The sequence below is a fragment of the Corallococcus sp. bb12-1 genome, assembly GCF_026626765.1.
Lineage (GTDB): Bacteria > Myxococcota > Myxococcia > Myxococcales > Myxococcaceae > Corallococcus > Corallococcus terminator.
Genome location: NZ_JAPNJZ010000036.1, coordinates 75563 through 94480 on the forward strand (window position 1 = coordinate 75563; position 18918 = coordinate 94480).

An 18918-nucleotide genomic window follows, 5' to 3' on the forward strand; every position below is an offset into this window, starting at 1 on the left:
AGCCACGCGATGAACTCGCGGTACGCAACGGGGCGCTCCTGGGGCACCGCCTGTCCCTGGTCCAGGGCCCGGTAGATCCCGAACAGCTCCTGGATGAGGAGCGACATGCTCCAGCCGTCCAGCAGCAGGTGGTGGATGCTCCACAGGCAGCGCAGCACGTTGTCATCCAGCCGGATGACCGTCAGCCGCAGCAGCGGCGCGCGTGCCACGTCGAAGCCCCGCGCGCGATCCTCCACCTGGTACTGCTCGAACAGCTCCTGCTGCTCGACGGACGACAGGCCGCGCCAGTCCAGCTCCCGCCAGGGCAACGCGGCCGTCGCGTGTACCACCTGCAACGGCTCCGCCAGCCCGTCCCACACGAACGACGTGCGCAGCACGGCGTTGCGCTCCACCAGCAGCTCCCACGCGCGGCGCATCACCGGCAGGTTGACGGTGCCGTGGAAGCTCCACGCCATCTGCTCGCAGTACATGCCCGAGCCGGGCTCCAGGAGCGCGTGGAAGAGCATGCCCTGCTGGAGCGGGGACAGCGGATACACGTCCTCCAGGTCCGGGGCATCGCCCTGGAGGCGCGCGAGTCCCGGCGCGTCCAGCTTCGCCAGCGAGAAGTCCGAGGGCGTGAAACGCCGGGCGTCCTGCGTGTCGCGGTTCGTGATGAGGGTGCGCAGCGCGGTGAGGAACGACTCCGCCAGCGCCTCCACGGTGGCGCGCGCATGCACCTGGGTGCTGTACATCCAGGACAGCTCCAACCGGCCGTTGATGACCAGTCCGGTCAGCTCCAGCAGCGAGGTGCGCAGACCGCCCTCGCCCTGCCCGGGGCCCGAGGGCTCCCGGGCGAGTCCGAACATCGACTCCCCAGCGGCCATCGCGTCGAACTGCCCCAGGTAGTTGAAGACCACCTGCGCTGGGGGCACGGCCCGCAGCTTCGCGGCGTCCTCGCTGTCACGCAGGTAGCGCAGGATCCCGTAGCCCAGGCCCTTGTTCGGCAGGCGCCGCAGCGTGTCCCGCACGGCGCGCAGTCCGTCGCCCGGAGTGCCCGTCGCCGGCGCCTCCAGCAGCACCGGATACATCGACGTGAACCAGCCCACGGTGCGGGAGATGTCCGCGTCCGCGAACAGCTCTTCGCGGCCGTGGCCCTCCAGATTGATGCGCACGCGGTCCTGGCCCGACCATCGCGTAAGCGCTTGCGTCAGCGCCGCCAGGAGCACGTCGTTGATGTGCGCCCGATACGCGGCCGGCACCTCCTGCAACAGGGTGCGCGTGTCCTCCACCTCCAGCACCGCGCGAACGCTGTTCGCCGACGCGAGCGTGTTGGGCCCGTCGAAGTCCACCGGCAGGGACGCGACCTGCTGGGTCCCGCCCAGCCAGAACGCCAGCTCCGACGCCATCTCCGGACCGTGCGCGTGGGCCTGAAGCTTGCGCGCCCACTCCTGGTAGGAGGTCGTCTTCGGCGGCAGCGCCACGGGCACGCCGCGACGAAGCTGCTGGTACGCCGTGTTCAGGTCCTCCAGCAGCACGCGCCACGACACGCCGTCCACCGCGAGGTGGTGCACCACCAGCAGCAGGCGCTCCGTGTGGCCCTCGCCGCGCTCGAACAACATCGCGCGCAGCAGCAGCCCTTCGTCCAGCCGCAGGCTCTGGTGCAGTTGCGTCGCGGAGGCCTGGATGGCGCGCCGCTGCGCTTCATCGTCGCCCGCGAAGCGCGAGACGTCCATGCGCCGCAGGGACACCGGCTGCTCCAGGCCCGCGTTCTCCTGCAACCAGCCCGCCTCACCGCGCACGAAGCGCAGGCGCAAGGCGTCGTGATGCTCCACCAGCCGGGCCAAGGCCCGCTCCAGCAGCCCGGCGTCCACGCGCTGCCGCGCTTCGATCATCACCGCCTGGTTGAAGTGGTGCGGCTGGGCGATTTCGTGCTCGAAGAACCAGCCCTGCACGGGAGTGAGCGGCACCGGGCCCCGCACGAGGCCCTGCTCGGCCTGGGACGCGAGCGCGGCCGTGACCACGCGGGCCAGCTCCGCCACCGTCTGGTGCTGGAAGAGCTGCTTCGCCAACAGGCGCAGTCCGGCCTGGTTGGCGCGCGAGATGATCTGGATGCTGATGATGGAGTCGCCACCCAGGGCGAAGAAGTTGTCGTGGATGCCCACCTTCTCCACGCCCAGCACCGACGCCCAGATGCCCGCGAGCGTGCGCTCCTCCGGCGTCCGGGGCGCGACGAAGGCCTTGTCGGACTCCGCCCGCTCACCCTGCGGCGCGGGCAGGGCCTTGCGGTCCACCTTGCCGTTGGCGTTGAGCGGCAGCGACTTCAGCATCACGAACGCCGCCGGGACCATGTACTCCGGCAGCAGCTCCTTCAACGCCGCGCGCAGAGCGTCCACCGTGGGGCGCGTTTCTTCCGCGCCGCCCACGTAGGCCACCAGCCGCTTGATGCCCGGCGTCTCTTCACTCACCACCACCACGCTCTCGCTCACGCCTTCGCACCGGCTGAGCGCCGCCTCGACTTCGCCCAGTTCGATGCGGAAGCCGCGCACCTTCACCTGGAAGTCCATGCGGCCCTGGTACTCCAGGCTGCCGTCGCGGCCCCACCGCACCTTGTCGCCCGTGCGGTACAGCCGCGCTCCCGGCTTCTGGCTGAACGCATCCGGCACGAAGCGCTCCGCCGTCAACCCGGGCTGGCCCAGGTAGCCTCGCGCAAGGCCCTCGCCACCCAGGTACAGCTCTCCCGGCACTCCCACCGGCACCGGCTGGCCCTTCGCGTCCAGCACGTACGCTTGCGAGCCTTCCAGCGGACGGCCAATCCTCGGCTCCGTCGTCGCCCCGCGCTCCACTCGCGCGTGCGTCGAGTACGTCGTGTCCTCCGTCGGGCCGTAGAGGTTGTTGACCTCCTTCACCTGTGGCAGCGCGTACAGCGACTGCACCAGCCGGTTCGGCAGCGCCTCACCCGCCAGGTTCACCGTCGCAACCGTGGCCGGGATGCCTCCGCTTCTCACCAGCTCCGCCACCGCCGACGGCACCGTGTTCAGCAGCGTCACCCGTCCGGCTTCCTTCAGCTCCGGCAAGGCCAGCGCGTTCTGCGCGACCACCACCGTGCCGCCACTCACCAGTGGCGCGAAGACCTCGAACACCGACAGGTCGAAGTTCAGCGACGTCGCCGCCAGGACGCCCTTCAACTGATCCGACGTGAAGGTGGCCGTCGCCCACTTCAGGAACGCCACGGCGCTCGCATGCGTCACCGCCACGCCCTTCGGACGGCCCGTGCTTCCTGACGTGTACAGCACGTACGCCAACTGGCTGGGGTCGCTGTCCGCCTTCAACGAAGAGGTGTCTTGAGCGGCCAGGACAGCCGCGTCCGCGTCCCACCGCACGCGCTTTCCCGCGTACTCCGGCAGCACATCCTCCACGCCCGCCTGCGTCACCACCACCGGAGCGCCCGTGCCCTCCAGCATGTAGGCCAGTCGGTCCTTCGGGTACGTCGCGTCCAGCGGCACATACGCAGCCCCCGCCTTCAGCACGCCCAGCAGCGCCACCACCATGGCTTCCGTGCGCTCCACGCACACGCCCACCCGGCTCTCTTCCCCCACGCCCAGCGTCTTCAGGTGACGCGCGAGCTGATTCGCTCGCGCCTCCACCTGCGCGTACGTCAGCAGCGCCCCTTCGTGCACCACCGCCACCGCGTCCGGCGTCCTCGCCGCCTGCGCCGCGAAGAGGCCGTGGATCGTCTCCGCGGTCTCCGGCGCGCGAGCCGTCGTGCCCGCGAAGTGCGTCAGCACCTGCTGGCGCTCTTCCGCCTTCAGCAGCGGCAGGTCCAACACACGCGTGTCCGCGTCCCTGGCGATGCCCTCCAGCATCACCTCCAGGTGCCCCGCCATCCGCGCCACCGTCTCCGCGTCGAACAGGTCGGTGTTGTATTCAATCGACCCGGAGAACCCCGCCGGCGTGTCCGACAGCGACAGCGTCAATTCGAACTTCGTCGTCCGCGACTCCACCCACAGCGTGCGCAGCGCCACTTCCGGCAGCACCAGCTCCGACACCGGCGCGTTCTGCATGCTGAACATCACCTGGAACAGCGGCGAGTGGCTGAGCGAGCGCACCGGCTGGAGCAGGTCCACCAGCTTCTCGAATGGCACCTCTTGATGCGCGAACGCGCCCAGCGCCCGCTCCCGCACCTGCGCGAGCACCTGCCGGAAGGTCATCTCCGGCGTCACCCGAGCGCGCAGCACCAGGGTGTTGACGAAGAAGCCGATGAGGCCTTCCAGCTCCGCCCGGTTGCGGCCCGCGATGGGCGTGCCCACGCGGATGTCGTCCTGACCGGTGTAGCGCGCGAGCAGCACCTGCCACGCCGCCAGCAGCGTCATGAAGGGCGTCGCGCCCTCCTTCTGTCCCAGCGCCTTGATGGCTTCGGACACTTCGCGAGGCAGATCCACGAAGTGCTTCGCGCCGCGCGAGCTCTGGACCGCCGGACGCGGCCGGTCCGTAGGCAGGGCAATCACGTCCGGCGCACCGGAGAGCTGCTCCTTCCACCACTTGAGCTGCGCGTCCAGCGTCTCACCCTGGAGCCACTCGCGCTGCCACGCCGCGTAGTCCGCGTACTGGAGCGTCAGCGGGGGCAGCGGCGACGGACGGCCGTGGAGGAACGCGTCGTAGAGCGCGGCCAGCTCGCGGATGACGACGCCCATGGACCAGCCGTCGGAGATGGCGTGGTGCATGGTCACGAGCAGGACGTGCTCATGCTCCTGGGTGCGCAGCAGCGACGCGCGCACCAGCGGGCCCCGCGTCAGGTGGAACGGGCGCAGCGATTCCTCGCGCATGTGCCGGTGCAGCTCGTCCTGGAGGGCGGCACCGGACAGGGTGCGCAGGTCCACCACGTCCAGCGTCAGCGGCGACGGCGGCGCGATGACCTGGACGGGTGCCCCTTCCGTGGTGCGGAAGGTGGTGCGCAGCGATTCGTGGCGCTCCTGGAGGGCGGTGAAGGCCCGCTCCAGCGCGTCCCGCTTCAGCTCGCCCTTCAGCTCGACGGCCAGGGGGATGTTGTAGAGCGTGCTCTCCGGCTCCAGCTGATCCAGGAACCACAGGCGCTGCTGGGCGAAGGACAGCGGCAGCGGCGAACCGTCCCTGGGGCGAGAGGCGATGACCGGCGCGCGCGCGGGCTTGCCCTGCTGGGCCTGCTGCTGACGCAGCTGCTTGAGCAGGAGGGCACGCTTCTCGGGGGACAGGGCTGCGATGCGCTTGTCGGCGTCACTGCTCATTGCTGGAAACCTTCTTGCTGTCGTCCTGGGGGAGCACTTCGTCAGAGGAAAGGAGCGCCTCCGCCTCTTCGGCGGACAGGTTCTCCAACTCCCCCATGAGTCGTTCGAGTTCCGCGGGATCTGCTTGCGCGGCCTGGGCCTGCACGATGTGGACGGCGAGGTTCTCCACCGTCGGGGACTCGAAGATGTCCCGGAGCGGCAGCTCCACGTCGAACGTCGTGCGGATGCGCGAGATGAGCTGGGTGCCCAGGAGGGAGTGGCCTCCCAGCTCGAAGAAGTCGTCGTGGACGCCCACCTGCTTGACGCCGAGCAGCTCCGCCCAGATGGCGGCCAGCTCCTCCTCCAGCGCGTCACGCGGCGCGACGTAGACTTTTTCCAATTCGGGCCGCTCGGAGTCCGGTGCCGGCAGCGCCTGGCGATCCAGCTTGCCGTTGGGCGTGAGCGGCAGCGCCAGGAGCGAAACGAACGCCGAAGGCACCATGTACTCGGGCAGGCGCGCGAGGAGCGCGTCCTTCAGCACGCGCAGGTCCAGCACCTCGCCCTCGCGCGGCACGGTGTAGCCCACCAGCCGGGGGTTGCCGGGCACGTCCTCGCGCAGGAGGACGACGGTGGCTTCCACGGCGGGATGGTCCGCGATGGCCGCTTCCACCTCGCCCAGCTCAATGCGGTAGCCGCGCAGCTTGAGCTGGTGGTCGATGCGGCCCAGGAACTCAATGTCCCCGGACGGCAGGTAGCGCACCAGGTCGCCCGTCGCATAGAGCCGGCCGCCCGCGTCGGGACCGAAGGCATCCGGCACGAAGCGCTCCGCCGTCAGGTCCGCGCGGTGCAGGTAGCCCCGCGCCAGGCCCACGCCGCCCACGTGCAACTGGCCGGGGATGCCCACGGGCACCGGCTGCCCCTGGTCGTCCAGCACGTACACCCGCACGTTCGGCAGCGGCGTGCCGATGGTGGGCCGCTCCGGATCCACGTTCGCCCGGACGGTGGCGCACACCGTCACCTCGGTGGGGCCATAGGCGTTGAGGAAGCGCCGGCCGGGAGACCAGCGGCGCACCAGCTCCGCGGAGCACGCCTCGCCCGCGGCGGCCACGGACGTGAGCGCCGGCAGGTCCTCGGCGGGGAGCTGCGCCAGCACCGACGGCGTCAAGGTCACCGTGGTGATGCCGCGCGACTTCAGCAGGCCGTGCAGTGGCGAACCGGGCATCAGCTCCTCGCGCGGCGTCAGGTGCAGGGCCGCGCCAGCGAGCAGCGCGGAGAACGTCTCCCACACCGACGCGTCGAAGCCGAACGCCGCGAACTGGAGGACGCGGCTTGACGGCGTGATGCCCAGGGCCGCGATGGCCGCCGTGGCCGTGTTGCACAAGCCACGGTGATGCAACAGCGTCCCCTTGGGCCGGCCCGTCGAACCCGACGTGTAGATGACGTACGCCAGGTGCTCCGGCTCCAGCTTCACCGGCGGCGGCGTCACGGGATGTTTCGCGATGCGCGCCGCATCCGAATCCAGGCACACCAGCAACTCACCCTGCGACGGCAATTCATCCGCCAACGCGTCCTGCGTGACGATGACCGGCACCGCCGCGTCCGCCAGCATGTAGGCCAGGCGATCGCTCGGGTAGGAGGGGTCCAGGGGCAGGTACGCCGCGCCCGCCTTGAGGATGCCCAGGATGCCCACCACCATGTCGAGCGAGCGTTCCACGCACAGTCCTACCCGCGACTCCAACCCCACGCCGCTCTGCTTCAGGTGCCACGCGAGCTGATTGGCCTTCGCGTCGAGCTGCGCGTACGTCAGCGACTCCGCGCCGAACACCGCCGCCAGGGCCTGGGGCGTGCGCGCGGCCTGCGCCTCGAACAGGGCGGTGGCCGTCGGGCCCGGCAGCTCGGCCGTGCGCGTGTCGTTCCACGTCTCCAGCAGTGTGTGGCGCTCTTCACGGGTGAGCAGCGACAGCGAGGACAGGCGGCGGGAAGGCTCGCGCGTCAGGCCCTCCAGTACCTGTTGGAAGTGCTTCGCCATCCGGGCGATGGTCGCCGTGTCGAACAGGTCGGTGGCGAACTCCCAGACGCAGGCGAGCCCCTGGGGCGTCTCCTGCACCGCGACGGTCAGATCCAGCTTGGCGCGGGTGGCCTCCTGGCCCACCTGGGTGAGCTTCAGGCCGGGCAGCTCCAGCCGCGACGCGGGGGTGTTCTGGAGCACCAGCTTCACCTGGAACAGCGGGGCCTGCCCCAGGCTGCGCTTGGGGTTGAGCTCCTTCACCAGCTCCTCGAAGGGCAGGTCCTGGTGCGCGTAGGAGGACAGCGCCGTCTCCCGCGCACGGCCAAGCAGCTCGCGCACGGTGGGGTCGCCGCCCAGGTTGCCGCGAAGGACGAGCTGGTTGACGAAGAAGCCGATGAGCCCTTCGGTCTCCGCGCGGTTGCGGTTGGCGATGTCCGTGCCCACCACGATGTCCGTACGACGCGTGTAGCGCGACAGCACCACCTGGAAGCCCGCGAGCAGCGCCATGAAGAGCGTGACGCCCTCGCGGCGGCACAGGGCCTGGAGGTCCGCCATCACCGAGGGCGACACCAGCGCCTGGAGCTGCTCACCGTCGTGGGACTGCACGGTGGGCCGGGGCCTGTCCGTGGGCAGGTCCACCGTCTGGGGTGCGCCGTCCAGCTCCTTGCGCCACCACGCGAGCTGACGGGCCATGGCGCCCTGCTCCATCCACTGGCGCTGCCAGGCCGCGTAGTCCGCGTACTGGAGGGCCAGTTCGGGAAGCGGTGACGGCTGGCCCAGGCGGAAGGCCTCGTAGAGGGCCACGACTTCGCGCACGAGCACGGCCATGGACCAGCCGTCAGAGACGATGTGGTGCATGGTCAGCAGCAGCAGGTGCTCCTGTTCGGCGAGCTTCAGCAACGTCACGCGCAGCAGCGGCCCCTTCGAGAGATCGAAGGGACGCTTCGCCTCATCCTGGGCCCGCTGGAAGGCCTCCGCCTCGCGGGTGGACTCGGGCAGTGAGCCCAGATCCTGCGTGGGCAACGGGACTTCCGGCACCGGCAGGATGACGTGGAGCGGACGGCCCTCCTCGGAGCGAAAGACGGTGCGCAGCGATTCATGGCGGCGGAACAGCTCCGCGAACGCCCGCTCCAGCGCGGCCACGTCGAGCGTGCCCTGGAGCCGGAGCGCCGCGGGCACGTTGTGGAACGAGCCCTGCGGCTCCAGCTGATCCAGGAACCACAGCCGCTGCTGCGCGAACGACAGCGGCAGCGCGTCCGTGCGAGGCACGGCCACCAGGGGCGGGACGCGAGGGCCTTCGGCGTCCTTCGCCTTGGCCTCCAGCAGGCGAGGCAGGAGCCCCGCGACGGTGGGCGCCTCGAAGAGGTCCCGCAGGGGCAGCTCCACCTGGAACACGTCCCGTGCGCGCGACACCGCCTGCGTCGCCCGAAGCGAGTGTCCGCCCAGCGCGAAGAAGTCGTCATGGACGCCCACCTTCTCCACGCCCAGCACCTGCGCGAAGAGTCCGGCGAGCAGCTCCTCCTCCGGCGTGCGGGGCGCCACGAAGTTCGAGTCCTCACCCGGGCGAGCAGCCTCCGGCGCGGGCAGGGCCTTGCGGTCCACCTTGCCCGTCACCGCCACGGGCAGCGCGTCCAGCACCACGAAGGCGACCGGGACCAGGTAGTCCGGCAGCGTCCTGCGCAGCGCGGTCCGCAGCGACGCGGCGTCCACCGAGGCACCGGCCTTTGGCACCACGTAGCCCACGAGCCGCTTGTCTCCGGGCACATCCTCGCGCGCGAGCACCACGCCCGCGGCCACGTCCGGAAGGGCCGTGAGCACGGACTCGATTTCGCCCAGCTCGATGCGGAAGCCGCGCACCTTCACCTGGTCGTCCTGGCGGCCCAGGTACTCCAAGGCTCCGTCGGCGCGGCGGCGCACGCTGTCGCCGGTGCGGTACAGGCGGGCACCCGGTTCGGGGCTGAACGGATCCGGCACGAAACGCTCGGCGGTCAGGTCCGGCCGGCCCAGGTAGCCGCGACCCACGCCGTCGCCTCCGACGAAGAGTTCACCCACCGCGCCCAGCGGCGCGAGCCGGCCCGCCGCGTCCAGCACGTACAGGCGCGTGTTGGCGATGGGATGACCGATGGGCACGGGGCCCGTGCGCGGTTCGTCCTCGCGGACCTCGTGGATGCAGCAGCCCACGACCGTCTCGGTGGGGCCGTATTCGTTGATGAGCCGCGTGCCCGGCGCGTACCGCCGCCAGTGCTCCAACGCCTCGTAGCCCAGGGCCTCGCCGCCAATGACGAAGGCGCGAGCACGGCCGGGGGCGTCCTGCTCACCCAGCTGCGCTTCCAGCAGGCGCAGGTGCGCGGGCGTCAGCTTCACGAGGCTGTGGTCGGCCTGACGGCGCAGGGCCTCGCCCAAGCCCTCCACCGCGCCCACGGCCTCATCCACCAGCACGGCGGGACGGCCCGCGGCGAGCGGCGCCAGCAGGCTCGTCACCGTGAGGTCGAAGGAGAACGACGAGTGCACCGGCGCACCCTGCCCGTCCGCCACGCGGTACGCGTCCAGGGTCCAGACGAGGTAGTTGACGACGCCCCCGTGCGTCACCATCACGCCCTTGGGGCGGCCCGTGCTGCCGGACGTGTAGATGACGTACGCGAGCGCCTCCGGCCGCGCCTCCACATCCGGGCGCGTGGTGGGCTGGGATGCGAGCACGGCTTCCAGCGCGTCCAGGTGGACCACCGGGGCGCTCACGCCGGGCAGGCGCGCTTCCAAGGCCCGGTGCGTGAGCAGCGCGGAGAGGCCGGCGTCGCGGGCCATGTAGTCCAGACGGTCCTCGGGATAGGTCGGATCCAGCGGCACGTAGGCGCCACCGGCCTTGAGCACGGCCAGCAGGCCGACAACGAGCTCGGGACCGCGCTCCAGGCAGAGGCCCACGCGAGACTCCGGGCCCACGCCCAGCGTGCGCAGGTGGTGCGCCAGTTGGTTCGCGCGCGCGTCCAGTGCGCCGGCCGTCATGCGGCCCGTGTTCCAGCGCAGCGCCTCCGCGTCGGGTGCCTGCGCGGCCCGGGCCTCGAAGAGCTGCTGCACCGCGAGCGTGCGCGGGTACTCCGTGCGCGTCACGTTCCAGGTGTCGCGCAGCGCGTGCGTCTCTTCCTCGGACAAGAGCGTTACGTCAGCGAGCCGCTGTCCGGTCCGCGCGACCAGTCCCTCCAGCGCCCGGCGCCACTGGCCGAGCAGGGCCTTCGCCGTCGCCTCGTCGAAGCGCGGCGTCTCATGGGCGAGCTTGAGAAACAGCTCACGGCCGGGGGCGGCCACCGCGGTGAGCGGGTAGTTCGTCCGCTCGAAGGCATGGAAGTCGCGCACGTCCAGTTGGCGGGCCTGCGTGTCCACCGTGGTGTCGACGGGGTAGTTCTCGAAGACGAGCAGCGTCTCGAAGAGGGGCGTTCCCCGGGGCACTTCGCTCCAGCCCTGCACCTGCACGAGCGGGCTGTGCTCGTGGTTGCGCAGCTCCACCTGCTGCGACTGGAAGCGCTGGAGCCAGGAGACGACGTCCGCCTGTTCCTCCAAGCGGGCGCGCGCGGGCAGCGTGTTGATGAACATGCCCAGCATCGAGTCGACGCCTGACAGCTCCGAGGGACGTCCCGCGACGGTCACGCCGAAGACGACATCGGATGTGTTCGCGTGGCGCGCGAGCACCAGGGCCCACGCGGCCTGCACCAGGGTGTTGAGGGTGAGCTGGTGCCGGCGCGCGAAGCCCTGGAGCGCCTCGGTGGTGTCGGTCGGCAGGAGCACCGCCTGCTCCGACAGACCTCCGGTGGCAATCGTGCGAGACGCCACGCCCGCCGGAAGCGGCGTGGCGGCGGAGAAGCCCGCCAGGGTGTCGCGCCAGAAGGTCTCCGTGCGCGCCAGATCCTGACGCTGGAGCCAGGCGATGTACTCGCGATACGCCGGGCCCTTCACGAGGGCCGGGGCGTTGCCTTTTACCAGCGCGGCGTAACGGGTGAAGACCGCCTGGCGCAGGAGCGCCGAGCTCCAGCCGTCCGTCAGCAGGTGGTGGAAGCTCCACACCAGCCGGTACGCGTGTTCCTCCGTGCGGATCAGCGCCAGCCGCATCAGGGGCGCATGGGACAACTCGAACCCGAGCGCCTTGTCCTCCGCGAGGAAGGTCTCCAGACGCGCCTGCTGTTCGGCGGCGGGCAGCCCGCGCCAGTCGAGCTCCGTCCACGGCAGCGTCACGCGCGCATGCACGGCCTGGAGCGGGGCTTCCAGCCCCTGCCAGAAGAAGGACGTGCGCAGCACCGGATGGTTCGCGAGGACGTCCTCCCAGGCCTGCCGGAGGGCTCCAAGGTCCAACGCGGAGTGGAAGCTCCAGGAGCGCTGCTCGAAGTACGCACCCGACGCCGACTCAAGCAGCGTGTGGAAGAGCATGCCCTGCTGCATGGGCGACAGGGGGTACAGGTCCTCCAGGTCGGGCACCGCCGCCATCACGCGCTCCAGCGCGGAGGCGTCCACCCGGGCGAGCGGGAAGTCCGTGGGCGTGCGGCGGGCCGCATCCTCCGACGCACGGGTCGAGATGAGCGTGCGCAGCGCGGCCACGAAGTCGCGGGCCAGGGACTCAATGGTGGTCTGGGAGTAGAGGTTCTCGCTGTAGCCCCAGCTCAGTTGGAGCTGTCCGTCCAGCACCAGTCCACTGACGTCCAGGACGTGGCGGCGAGGTGCACGCGGACTGCGCACCGGGCCGCTGCCTTCACGGGCGATGCGGAAGGCACTGTCCCCTGCTCCGGACGCGACGCCGTCGAACTGCCCCAGGTAGTTGAAGGACACCTGCGCGGGAGGCGCGGCGCGCAGGGCTTCCACCGTCGCGTCGTCGCCCAGGAAGCGCAAGAGCCCGTAGCCCAGGCCATTGCCCGGCAGGCGCCGCAGGGTGTCGCGGACCGCGCGCAGGCCGTCGCCGGGGCTGCCGGACACCGGCACCTCCAACAGCACGGGATACACTGCGGTGAACCACCCCACCGTGCGGGAGATGTCCGCGTCCGCGAACAGCTCCTCGCGGCCGTGGCCTTCCAGGTTGACGCGCACGCGGGGCTGCCCCGTCCAGCGCGCCATCGACTGGACCAGCGCGGCGAGCAGCACGTCGTTGATCTGCGCGCGCCATGCACCGGGCACTTCCTGCAACAACAGCCGCGTCTCCTCCACGTCGAGCGACAGCGACACGCTGCGCGTCGAGCCCACGACGTTCTCACCCCCGGCCCGATCCACGGGGAGCGGCGCGACGCTCCGACTGCCCTCCAGCCAGAAGGCACGCTCGGCCAACACCTCCGGGGTGTGGGCATGGGCTTCCAGCTTGCGGGCCCACGTCTGGAAGGAAGTCGTCTTCGCGGGCAGCCGGACCGGACGGCCCGAGTCGAGCTGCTGGTAGGCCGTCTCCAGGTCCTCCAGCAACACACGCCAGGACACGCCGTCCACCGCGAGGTGGTGCACCGCCAGCAGCAGGCGCGCCGTGTGGCCCTCTCCGCGCTCGATCAACATCGCGCGCAGCAGCAGACCTTCCTCCAGCACCTGGCTCGCCTGAACCTGGGTGGCGGCCTCCTGAAGGGCCAATGCCTTCGCGGCTTCATCCAGCGCGGAGAGGTCGAGTCGCCGAAGCGTCAGGGGCTGTTCCAGGCCCGCGTTCTCCTGCGACCAGCCCGTGGCCTCGCGGGTGAAGCGCAGGCGCAGGGCGTCGTGGTGCGCGACGAGGTGGCGGAGCGCCTGCTCCAGGAGCGCGGCGTCCACCGGACGGCGGACCTCGATCATCAACGACTGGTTGAGGTGATGCGGGTCCACGACGTCTTCTTCGAAGAGCCGGCGCTGGATGGGCGTGAGCGGGATGGAGCCACGGACCTCGCCCTGCTCCGCGACGACGAGCTGAGCGGTCGTGGCGACGCCCGCCAGTGCGGCGATCGTCTGGTGCTGGAAGAGCTGCCGGGTGGTGATACGCAGTCCGGCCTGTGAGGCACGCGCGACGATCTGGAGGCTGATGATGGAGTCGCCGCCCAGGTCGAAGAAGTTGGCGTGGATGCCAACGTGATCAAGGCGCAGTACCTGGGCCCAGATGCGCTCCAGGGTCTGTTCGGTGGACGTGCGCGGCGCGACGTAGTCCCGTGCATCCGCTTCCGTGCGCTCCGGCTTCGGCAGGGCCTTGCGGTCCACCTTGCCGTTCGCGTTGAGCGGCAGCCCCTCCAGCACCACCAGCGCCGAGGGCACCATGTACTCCGGCAGACGCCCCTTCAGCTCACTTCGCAGCGCCGTGACTTCCACCGTGTGGCCTGGCTTCACCACCACGTACCCCACCAGCCGCTTGTCCCCGGGCACGTCCTCACGCGCCACCACCACCGCCTCGCGCACGCCCTCGCATCCGCTCAGCCCCGCCTCCACCTCGCCCAACTCCACCCGGTACCCGCGCACCTTCAACTGGAAGTCCACGCGCCCCAGGAACTCCAGCTTCCCGTCCTCCCGCTGCCGGACCTTGTCCCCCGTCCGGTACAGCCGCGCTCCCGCCTCCTCACCGAAGCCGTCCGGCACGTACCGCTCCGCCGTCAGCTCCGGGCGGCCCACGTACCCGCGCGTCACCACTGCCCCGCCTACGTACAGCTCTCCCGCCACCCCTCGCGGCACCGGACGCCCGCTCGCGTCCAGTACGTACATTCGGGCATTCCCAATCGGCCGCCCCAGCGCCAGCGTCGCCGCCCCTTCGTCCCACGTCCCTTCGACGGGATTCGTCAGCACGCCGACCGTCGTCTCCGTCGGGCCGTAGTGGTTGAACACCGCGCACTCCGGCGCCAGCCGCTGCACCGTCTCCACCAGCGCCCTGTCGGACGCCTCGCCACCCACCACCAGTCGCTTCAGCGGCAGCACCTGCTTCGCATTCGGCCCGCTCAGCAGCGCTCTCAGGTGCGAGGGCACCACCTTCAACCCCTCCACCCGGTGCGCCTGCATGTATGCGCCCAACGCTTCCGCGTCCGACGCCACGTCCTTCCCCACCAGGTGCAGCGTCCCGCCTCCGCACAACATCGGGAACACCGCCGTGTGCCCAAGGTCCGCCGCCAGCGTCGTCACCGACGCGAAGCTCATTCCTTCCGTCAGCCGCAGCCGGCCCCGAATCGTCTCCACGTAGTTGGCCAGCTGCCGGTGCTCCACCACCACGCCCTTCGGACGCCCCGTACTGCCCGACGTGAAGATGGCGTACACCGGGTTCTCACCCCGCACGCCCGACTCCACACGCTCGGTGCTCCCGCCCGCCTCTTCCACCGCTTCCACGAGGATGGTGGTGCACCCCAGCCCCGCCACGTCCTCTGCGTACGCACGCTGCGTCACCACCACCCGCAGGCTTGCGTCCTCCGCAATCGCCTTCACTCGCGCCGCAGGGAAGGACGTGTCCATCGGCACGTACCCGCCGCCCGCCTTGAGGATGCCCAGCATCCCCACGATGGATTCCACCGTGCGCTCCACGTACAGCCCCACCAGCACTTCGGGGCCCACGCCTTCCTTCACCAACGCTCGCGCCAGCCGGTTCGCCTTCGCGTCCAGCTCCGCGTACGTCAACTGCTTCCCGTCAGCGACCACCGCCACCGCTCCGGGCACTCGCTCTACCTGCGCCTCGAACCGCGCGGCGATGCTTTCCGACGGCACCGCTTCGGCCGTCTGGTTCCACGTCTCCAGCACCAGCAGACGCTCGGCGGCATCCAGCAGTGGCAGCGCTCCCACGGACACGTCCGGGTCGGCCGCGATGCCTTCCAGCAGCACCCGCAGGTGCTCCACCATCCGCTCCACCGTCGAGCGCTCGAACAGCTCCGTGCTGTACGCGAGCGCACCGCGGAAGCCCTCGTCCGACGCGGCGAGCGACAGGCTCAGCTCGAACTTCGTGTGCTCGCCGTCGACGGGCTCCGGGCTCAGCGTGAGGTCTGGCAGGGCCAGCCTCGTATCGACTTCCGTGTTGAGCACGAGCATCGCCTGGAACAGCGGCGTGCGGCCCAGGTCGCGCTCCGGACGCAGCGCCTCCACCAGTCGTTCGAACGGCACCTGCTGGTGCGCGAACGCCCCCAGCGTCGTCTCCCGCACCCGCCCCAGTACCTGCCGGAAGCTGTCGGCCGGAGCCAACCGCGTGCGCAGCACCAGCGTGTTGAGGAACAGGCCGATGAGCCCTTCCACTTCCGCCCGCGTCCGACCTGCGACAGGCGTGCCCACGCTGATGTCGTTCTGCCCGCTGTAGCGCGACAACAGCACCTGCCACGCCGCCAGCACCACCATGAAGGGCGTCGCACCCTCGCGGCGCCCCAGCGCCTTCAGCGCGTCCGACAGCGGCTTCGACAGCTGCACCGGCACCGAGCTTCCCCGGGACGTCGACGTCGCGGGGCGCACCTTGTCCGTCGACAACTCCAGCGCGGCCGGGGCTCCGTCCAGTTCGCGCCGCCACCAGCCGACCTGCTCCTCCAGCGCTTCGCCCTGCAGCCAGTCGCGCTGCCACGCCGCGTAGTCCGCGTACTGCAACGGCAGCTCGGGCAGCGGTGAAGACCGGCCCGCGCTGAAGGCCGCGTAGAGCGCGCCCAGCTCGCGCACCAGCACGCCCGCGGACCAGCCGTCGGAGACGATGTGGTGCAGCACCAGCACCAGCCGATGCTGCCGCTCCCCGGTGCGCAGCAACGTCGCGCGCAGGAGCGGTCCCTGGCCCAGCTTGAAGGGACGCAGCGCTTCGGCATGGGCCTGCCGCCGTGCCTCTTCCTCACGCTCAGCGTCGGGACGGTCGCGGAGGTCCACCCGCACCAGTCCCACCTTGAGTTCGGCGGCGATGCGCTGGAAGGACCGCCCTTCCGCGTCGGCGTGGAAGGTGGTCCGCAGGCCCTCATGGCGCTGGATCAGCGCGTCGAACGCGCGCTCCAGCGCATCCGCGTCGAGCGTGCCCTCCAGGCGGATGGCATTCGGGATGTTGTAGAGCGGGCTGTCCGGCTCCAACTGCTCCAGGAAGTACATCCGCTGTTGCGCGAACGACAGGGGCAGCGAATCCGTGCGCGGCACCCGCGTGAGCGCCGGAGCCGGGCGCGTGTCACCGGCCCATGCATCCACCTTGAGCGCCAGCTTCTCCACCGTGGGCGCGTCGAACAACTCACGCAGCGGCAACTCCACGCCGAAGAGGCCGAACACGCGTGCCACCACGCGCGTCGCCAGCAGCGAGTGGCCGCCCAGCTCGAAGAAGTCGTCCCGAGGCCCCACCCGCTCCACGCCCAGCACCTGCGCGAAGAGACCGGCCAGCAGCTCCTCGGTCGGCGTGCGAAGCCAGCCGAGATCCGAGTCCTTGCGCGACTCGCCCTCCGGCTTCGGCAGGGCCTTGCGGTCCACCTTCCCGTTCGCGTTGAGCGGCAGGGCCTCCAGCACCACGAACGCCGACGGCACCATGTACTCCGGCAACCGGCCCTTCAGCTCGCTTCGCAGACTCGTCGCGTCCGCCGTGTGGCCCGACTGCGCCACCACGTACGCCACCAGCCGCTTGTCTCCCGGTGCGTCCTCACGCACCACCACCACCGCGTCGCGCACTTGCGGCTGCGCTCCCAGCGCTGCTTCCACTTCTCCCAGCTCAATGCGGAAGCCTCGCACCTTCACCTGGAAGTCCATTCGCCCCAGGTACTCCAGCGTCCCGTCTCGGCCCCACCGCACCTTGTCGCCCGTGCGGTACAGCCTCGCTCCCGCCTCCTCGCTGAATCCGTCCGGCACGAAGCGTTCCGCCGTCAGCCCGGGCTGGCCCAGGTAGCCTCGCGCAAGGCCCTCTCCGCCCAGGTATAGCTCGCCCGGCACTCCCACCGGCACCGGCTGCCCCTTCGCGTCCAGCACGTACGCCTGCGTGCCTTCCAGCGGACGTCCAATCCTCGGCTCCGTCTTCGCTCCGCGCTCCACTCGCGCGTGCGTCGAGTACGTCGTGTCTTCCGTCGGGCCGTAGAGGTTGTTGACCTCCTTCACCTGCGGCAGCGCGTACAGCGCCTGCACCAGCCGGTTCGGCAGCGCTTCGCCCGCGAGGTTCACCGTCGCAACCGTCGACGGGATTCCTCCGCTTCTCACCAACTCCGCCACCGCCGACGGCACCGTGTTCAGCAACGTCACCCGGTGCGCTTCCTTCAACGAGGCCAGCGCCAGCGCGTTCTGCGCCACCACCACCGTGCCGCCGCTCACCAACGGCGCGAAGACTTCGAACACCGACAAGTCAAAGTTCAGCGACGTCGCAGCAAGCACTCCCTTCAATTGCTCCGCTTTGAACGTCCCCGTCGCCCACTTCAGGAACGCCACCGCGCTCGCGTGCGTCACCGCCACGCCCTTCGGTCGGCCCGTGCTTCCTGACGTGTACAGCACGTACGCCAACTGGCTGGGGACGCTGCTCGCGTTGCCCAGACCCGCTTCCGAGTACGTGGCCAACAGACTCGCGTCCGTGTCGAGCCGCACGCGCTGGCCCGTGTACTCCGGTAGCACGTCCTCCAACCCCGCCTGCGTCACCACCACTGGCGCGCCTGTCCCCTCCAGCATGTAGGCCAGTCGTTCCTTCGGGTACGTCGCGTCCAGCGGCACGTACGACGCCCCCGCCTTCAGCACCCCCAGCAGTGCCACCAACATCGCTTCCGTGCGCTCCACGCACACGCCCACCCGGCTCTCTTCCCCCACACCCAGCGTCATCAGGTGACGCGCCAACTGGTTCGCTCGCGCTTCCACCTGCGCGTACGTCAGCTCCGCACCCTCGTGCACCACCGCCACCGCGCCCGGCGTCTTCGCCACTTGCGCCGCGAAGAGGCCGTGGATCGTTTCCGCGGCCTCACGCTCCGGAGCCACCGGGCCCGCGAACTGCTTCAGCACCTGCTGACGCTCCTGGGCCTCCAGCAGCGGCAGGTCCCAAACGCTCGCATCCGCAGTCCTCGTGATGGCGCCCAGCAACGTCCCGAAATGCCCCAACAGCCGCTGTGCTGTCTCCGCGTCGTAGAGGTCCGTGTTGTACTCAAGCGACGCCGCGAGGCCTCGGCCCGTCTCCGCCATTCCCAGCGTCAGGTCGAACTTCGCCGTGGTGCCTTCTGTCTCCACCGCGCTCAGCACCAGCCCGCCCGGCAGCGCTTCTCCCGAGCCGCCCGGCGTGTTCTGCATCGTGAACATCACCTGGAAGAGCGGCGTGCGGCTCAGATCGCGCTCCGGCTTCAGCTCCTCCACCAGCTTCTCGAACGGCACTTCCTGGTGCGCGTACGCCCCCAACGTCGTCTCGCGCACCTGGCGCAGCACCTGACGGAAGCTCGCGCCCTCCTCCAGCTTCGTGCGCAGCACCAGCGTGTTCACGAAGAAGCCGATGAGTCCTTCCAGCTCCGTCCGGTTGCGGCCCGCGATGGGCGTCCCCACGCTGATGTCCTGCTGCCCGCTGTAGCGCGCCAGCAGCACCTGCCACGCCGTCAGCAGCACCATGAAGGGCGTCGCACCCTCCTGGCGTGCCAGCGCCGCCACGCCCTCCTCCAGCGCTCGCGGCCACTGGATTGCGGCCCTCGCGCCCCGGAAGCTCTGCGTCGCCGGACGCGGCCGGTCCGTCGGCAGCTCCAGCGCGTGCGGCGCGCCCTCCAACTGCTGGCGCCACCAGGAGAGCTGGCCTTCCAGCACGGCGCCCTTCAACCAGCCACGCTGCCACGCCGCGTAGTCCGCGTACTGCACTTC

Annotated in this window: 2 protein-coding genes (both only partly in view); both read right to left on the reverse strand. The window is 70.5% G+C overall.

Translation table 11 applies throughout. The features are described from left to right. Nucleotides 1-5240, reverse strand: the 5' portion of a protein-coding gene (locus OV208_RS40255; RefSeq protein WP_267579289.1) for a non-ribosomal peptide synthase/polyketide synthase. The gene continues 38374 nt to the left of window position 1, outside the view; only the first 5240 of its 43614 coding nucleotides appear in the window; the start codon lies at nt 5238-5240; its stop codon lies beyond the left edge, outside the window. Beyond that, a protein-coding gene (locus OV208_RS40260; RefSeq protein WP_267579290.1) for a non-ribosomal peptide synthetase crosses the window boundary here: on the reverse strand, nt 5230-18918 show its 3' portion. 3831 nt of this gene lie beyond the right edge of the window; 13689 of the gene's 17520 nt are visible here — the last part of the coding sequence; the start codon falls outside the window, past its right edge — the gene reads right to left on this strand; its stop codon occupies nt 5230-5232. Before OV208_RS40260 ends, OV208_RS40255 begins: the two co-directional genes overlap by 11 nt.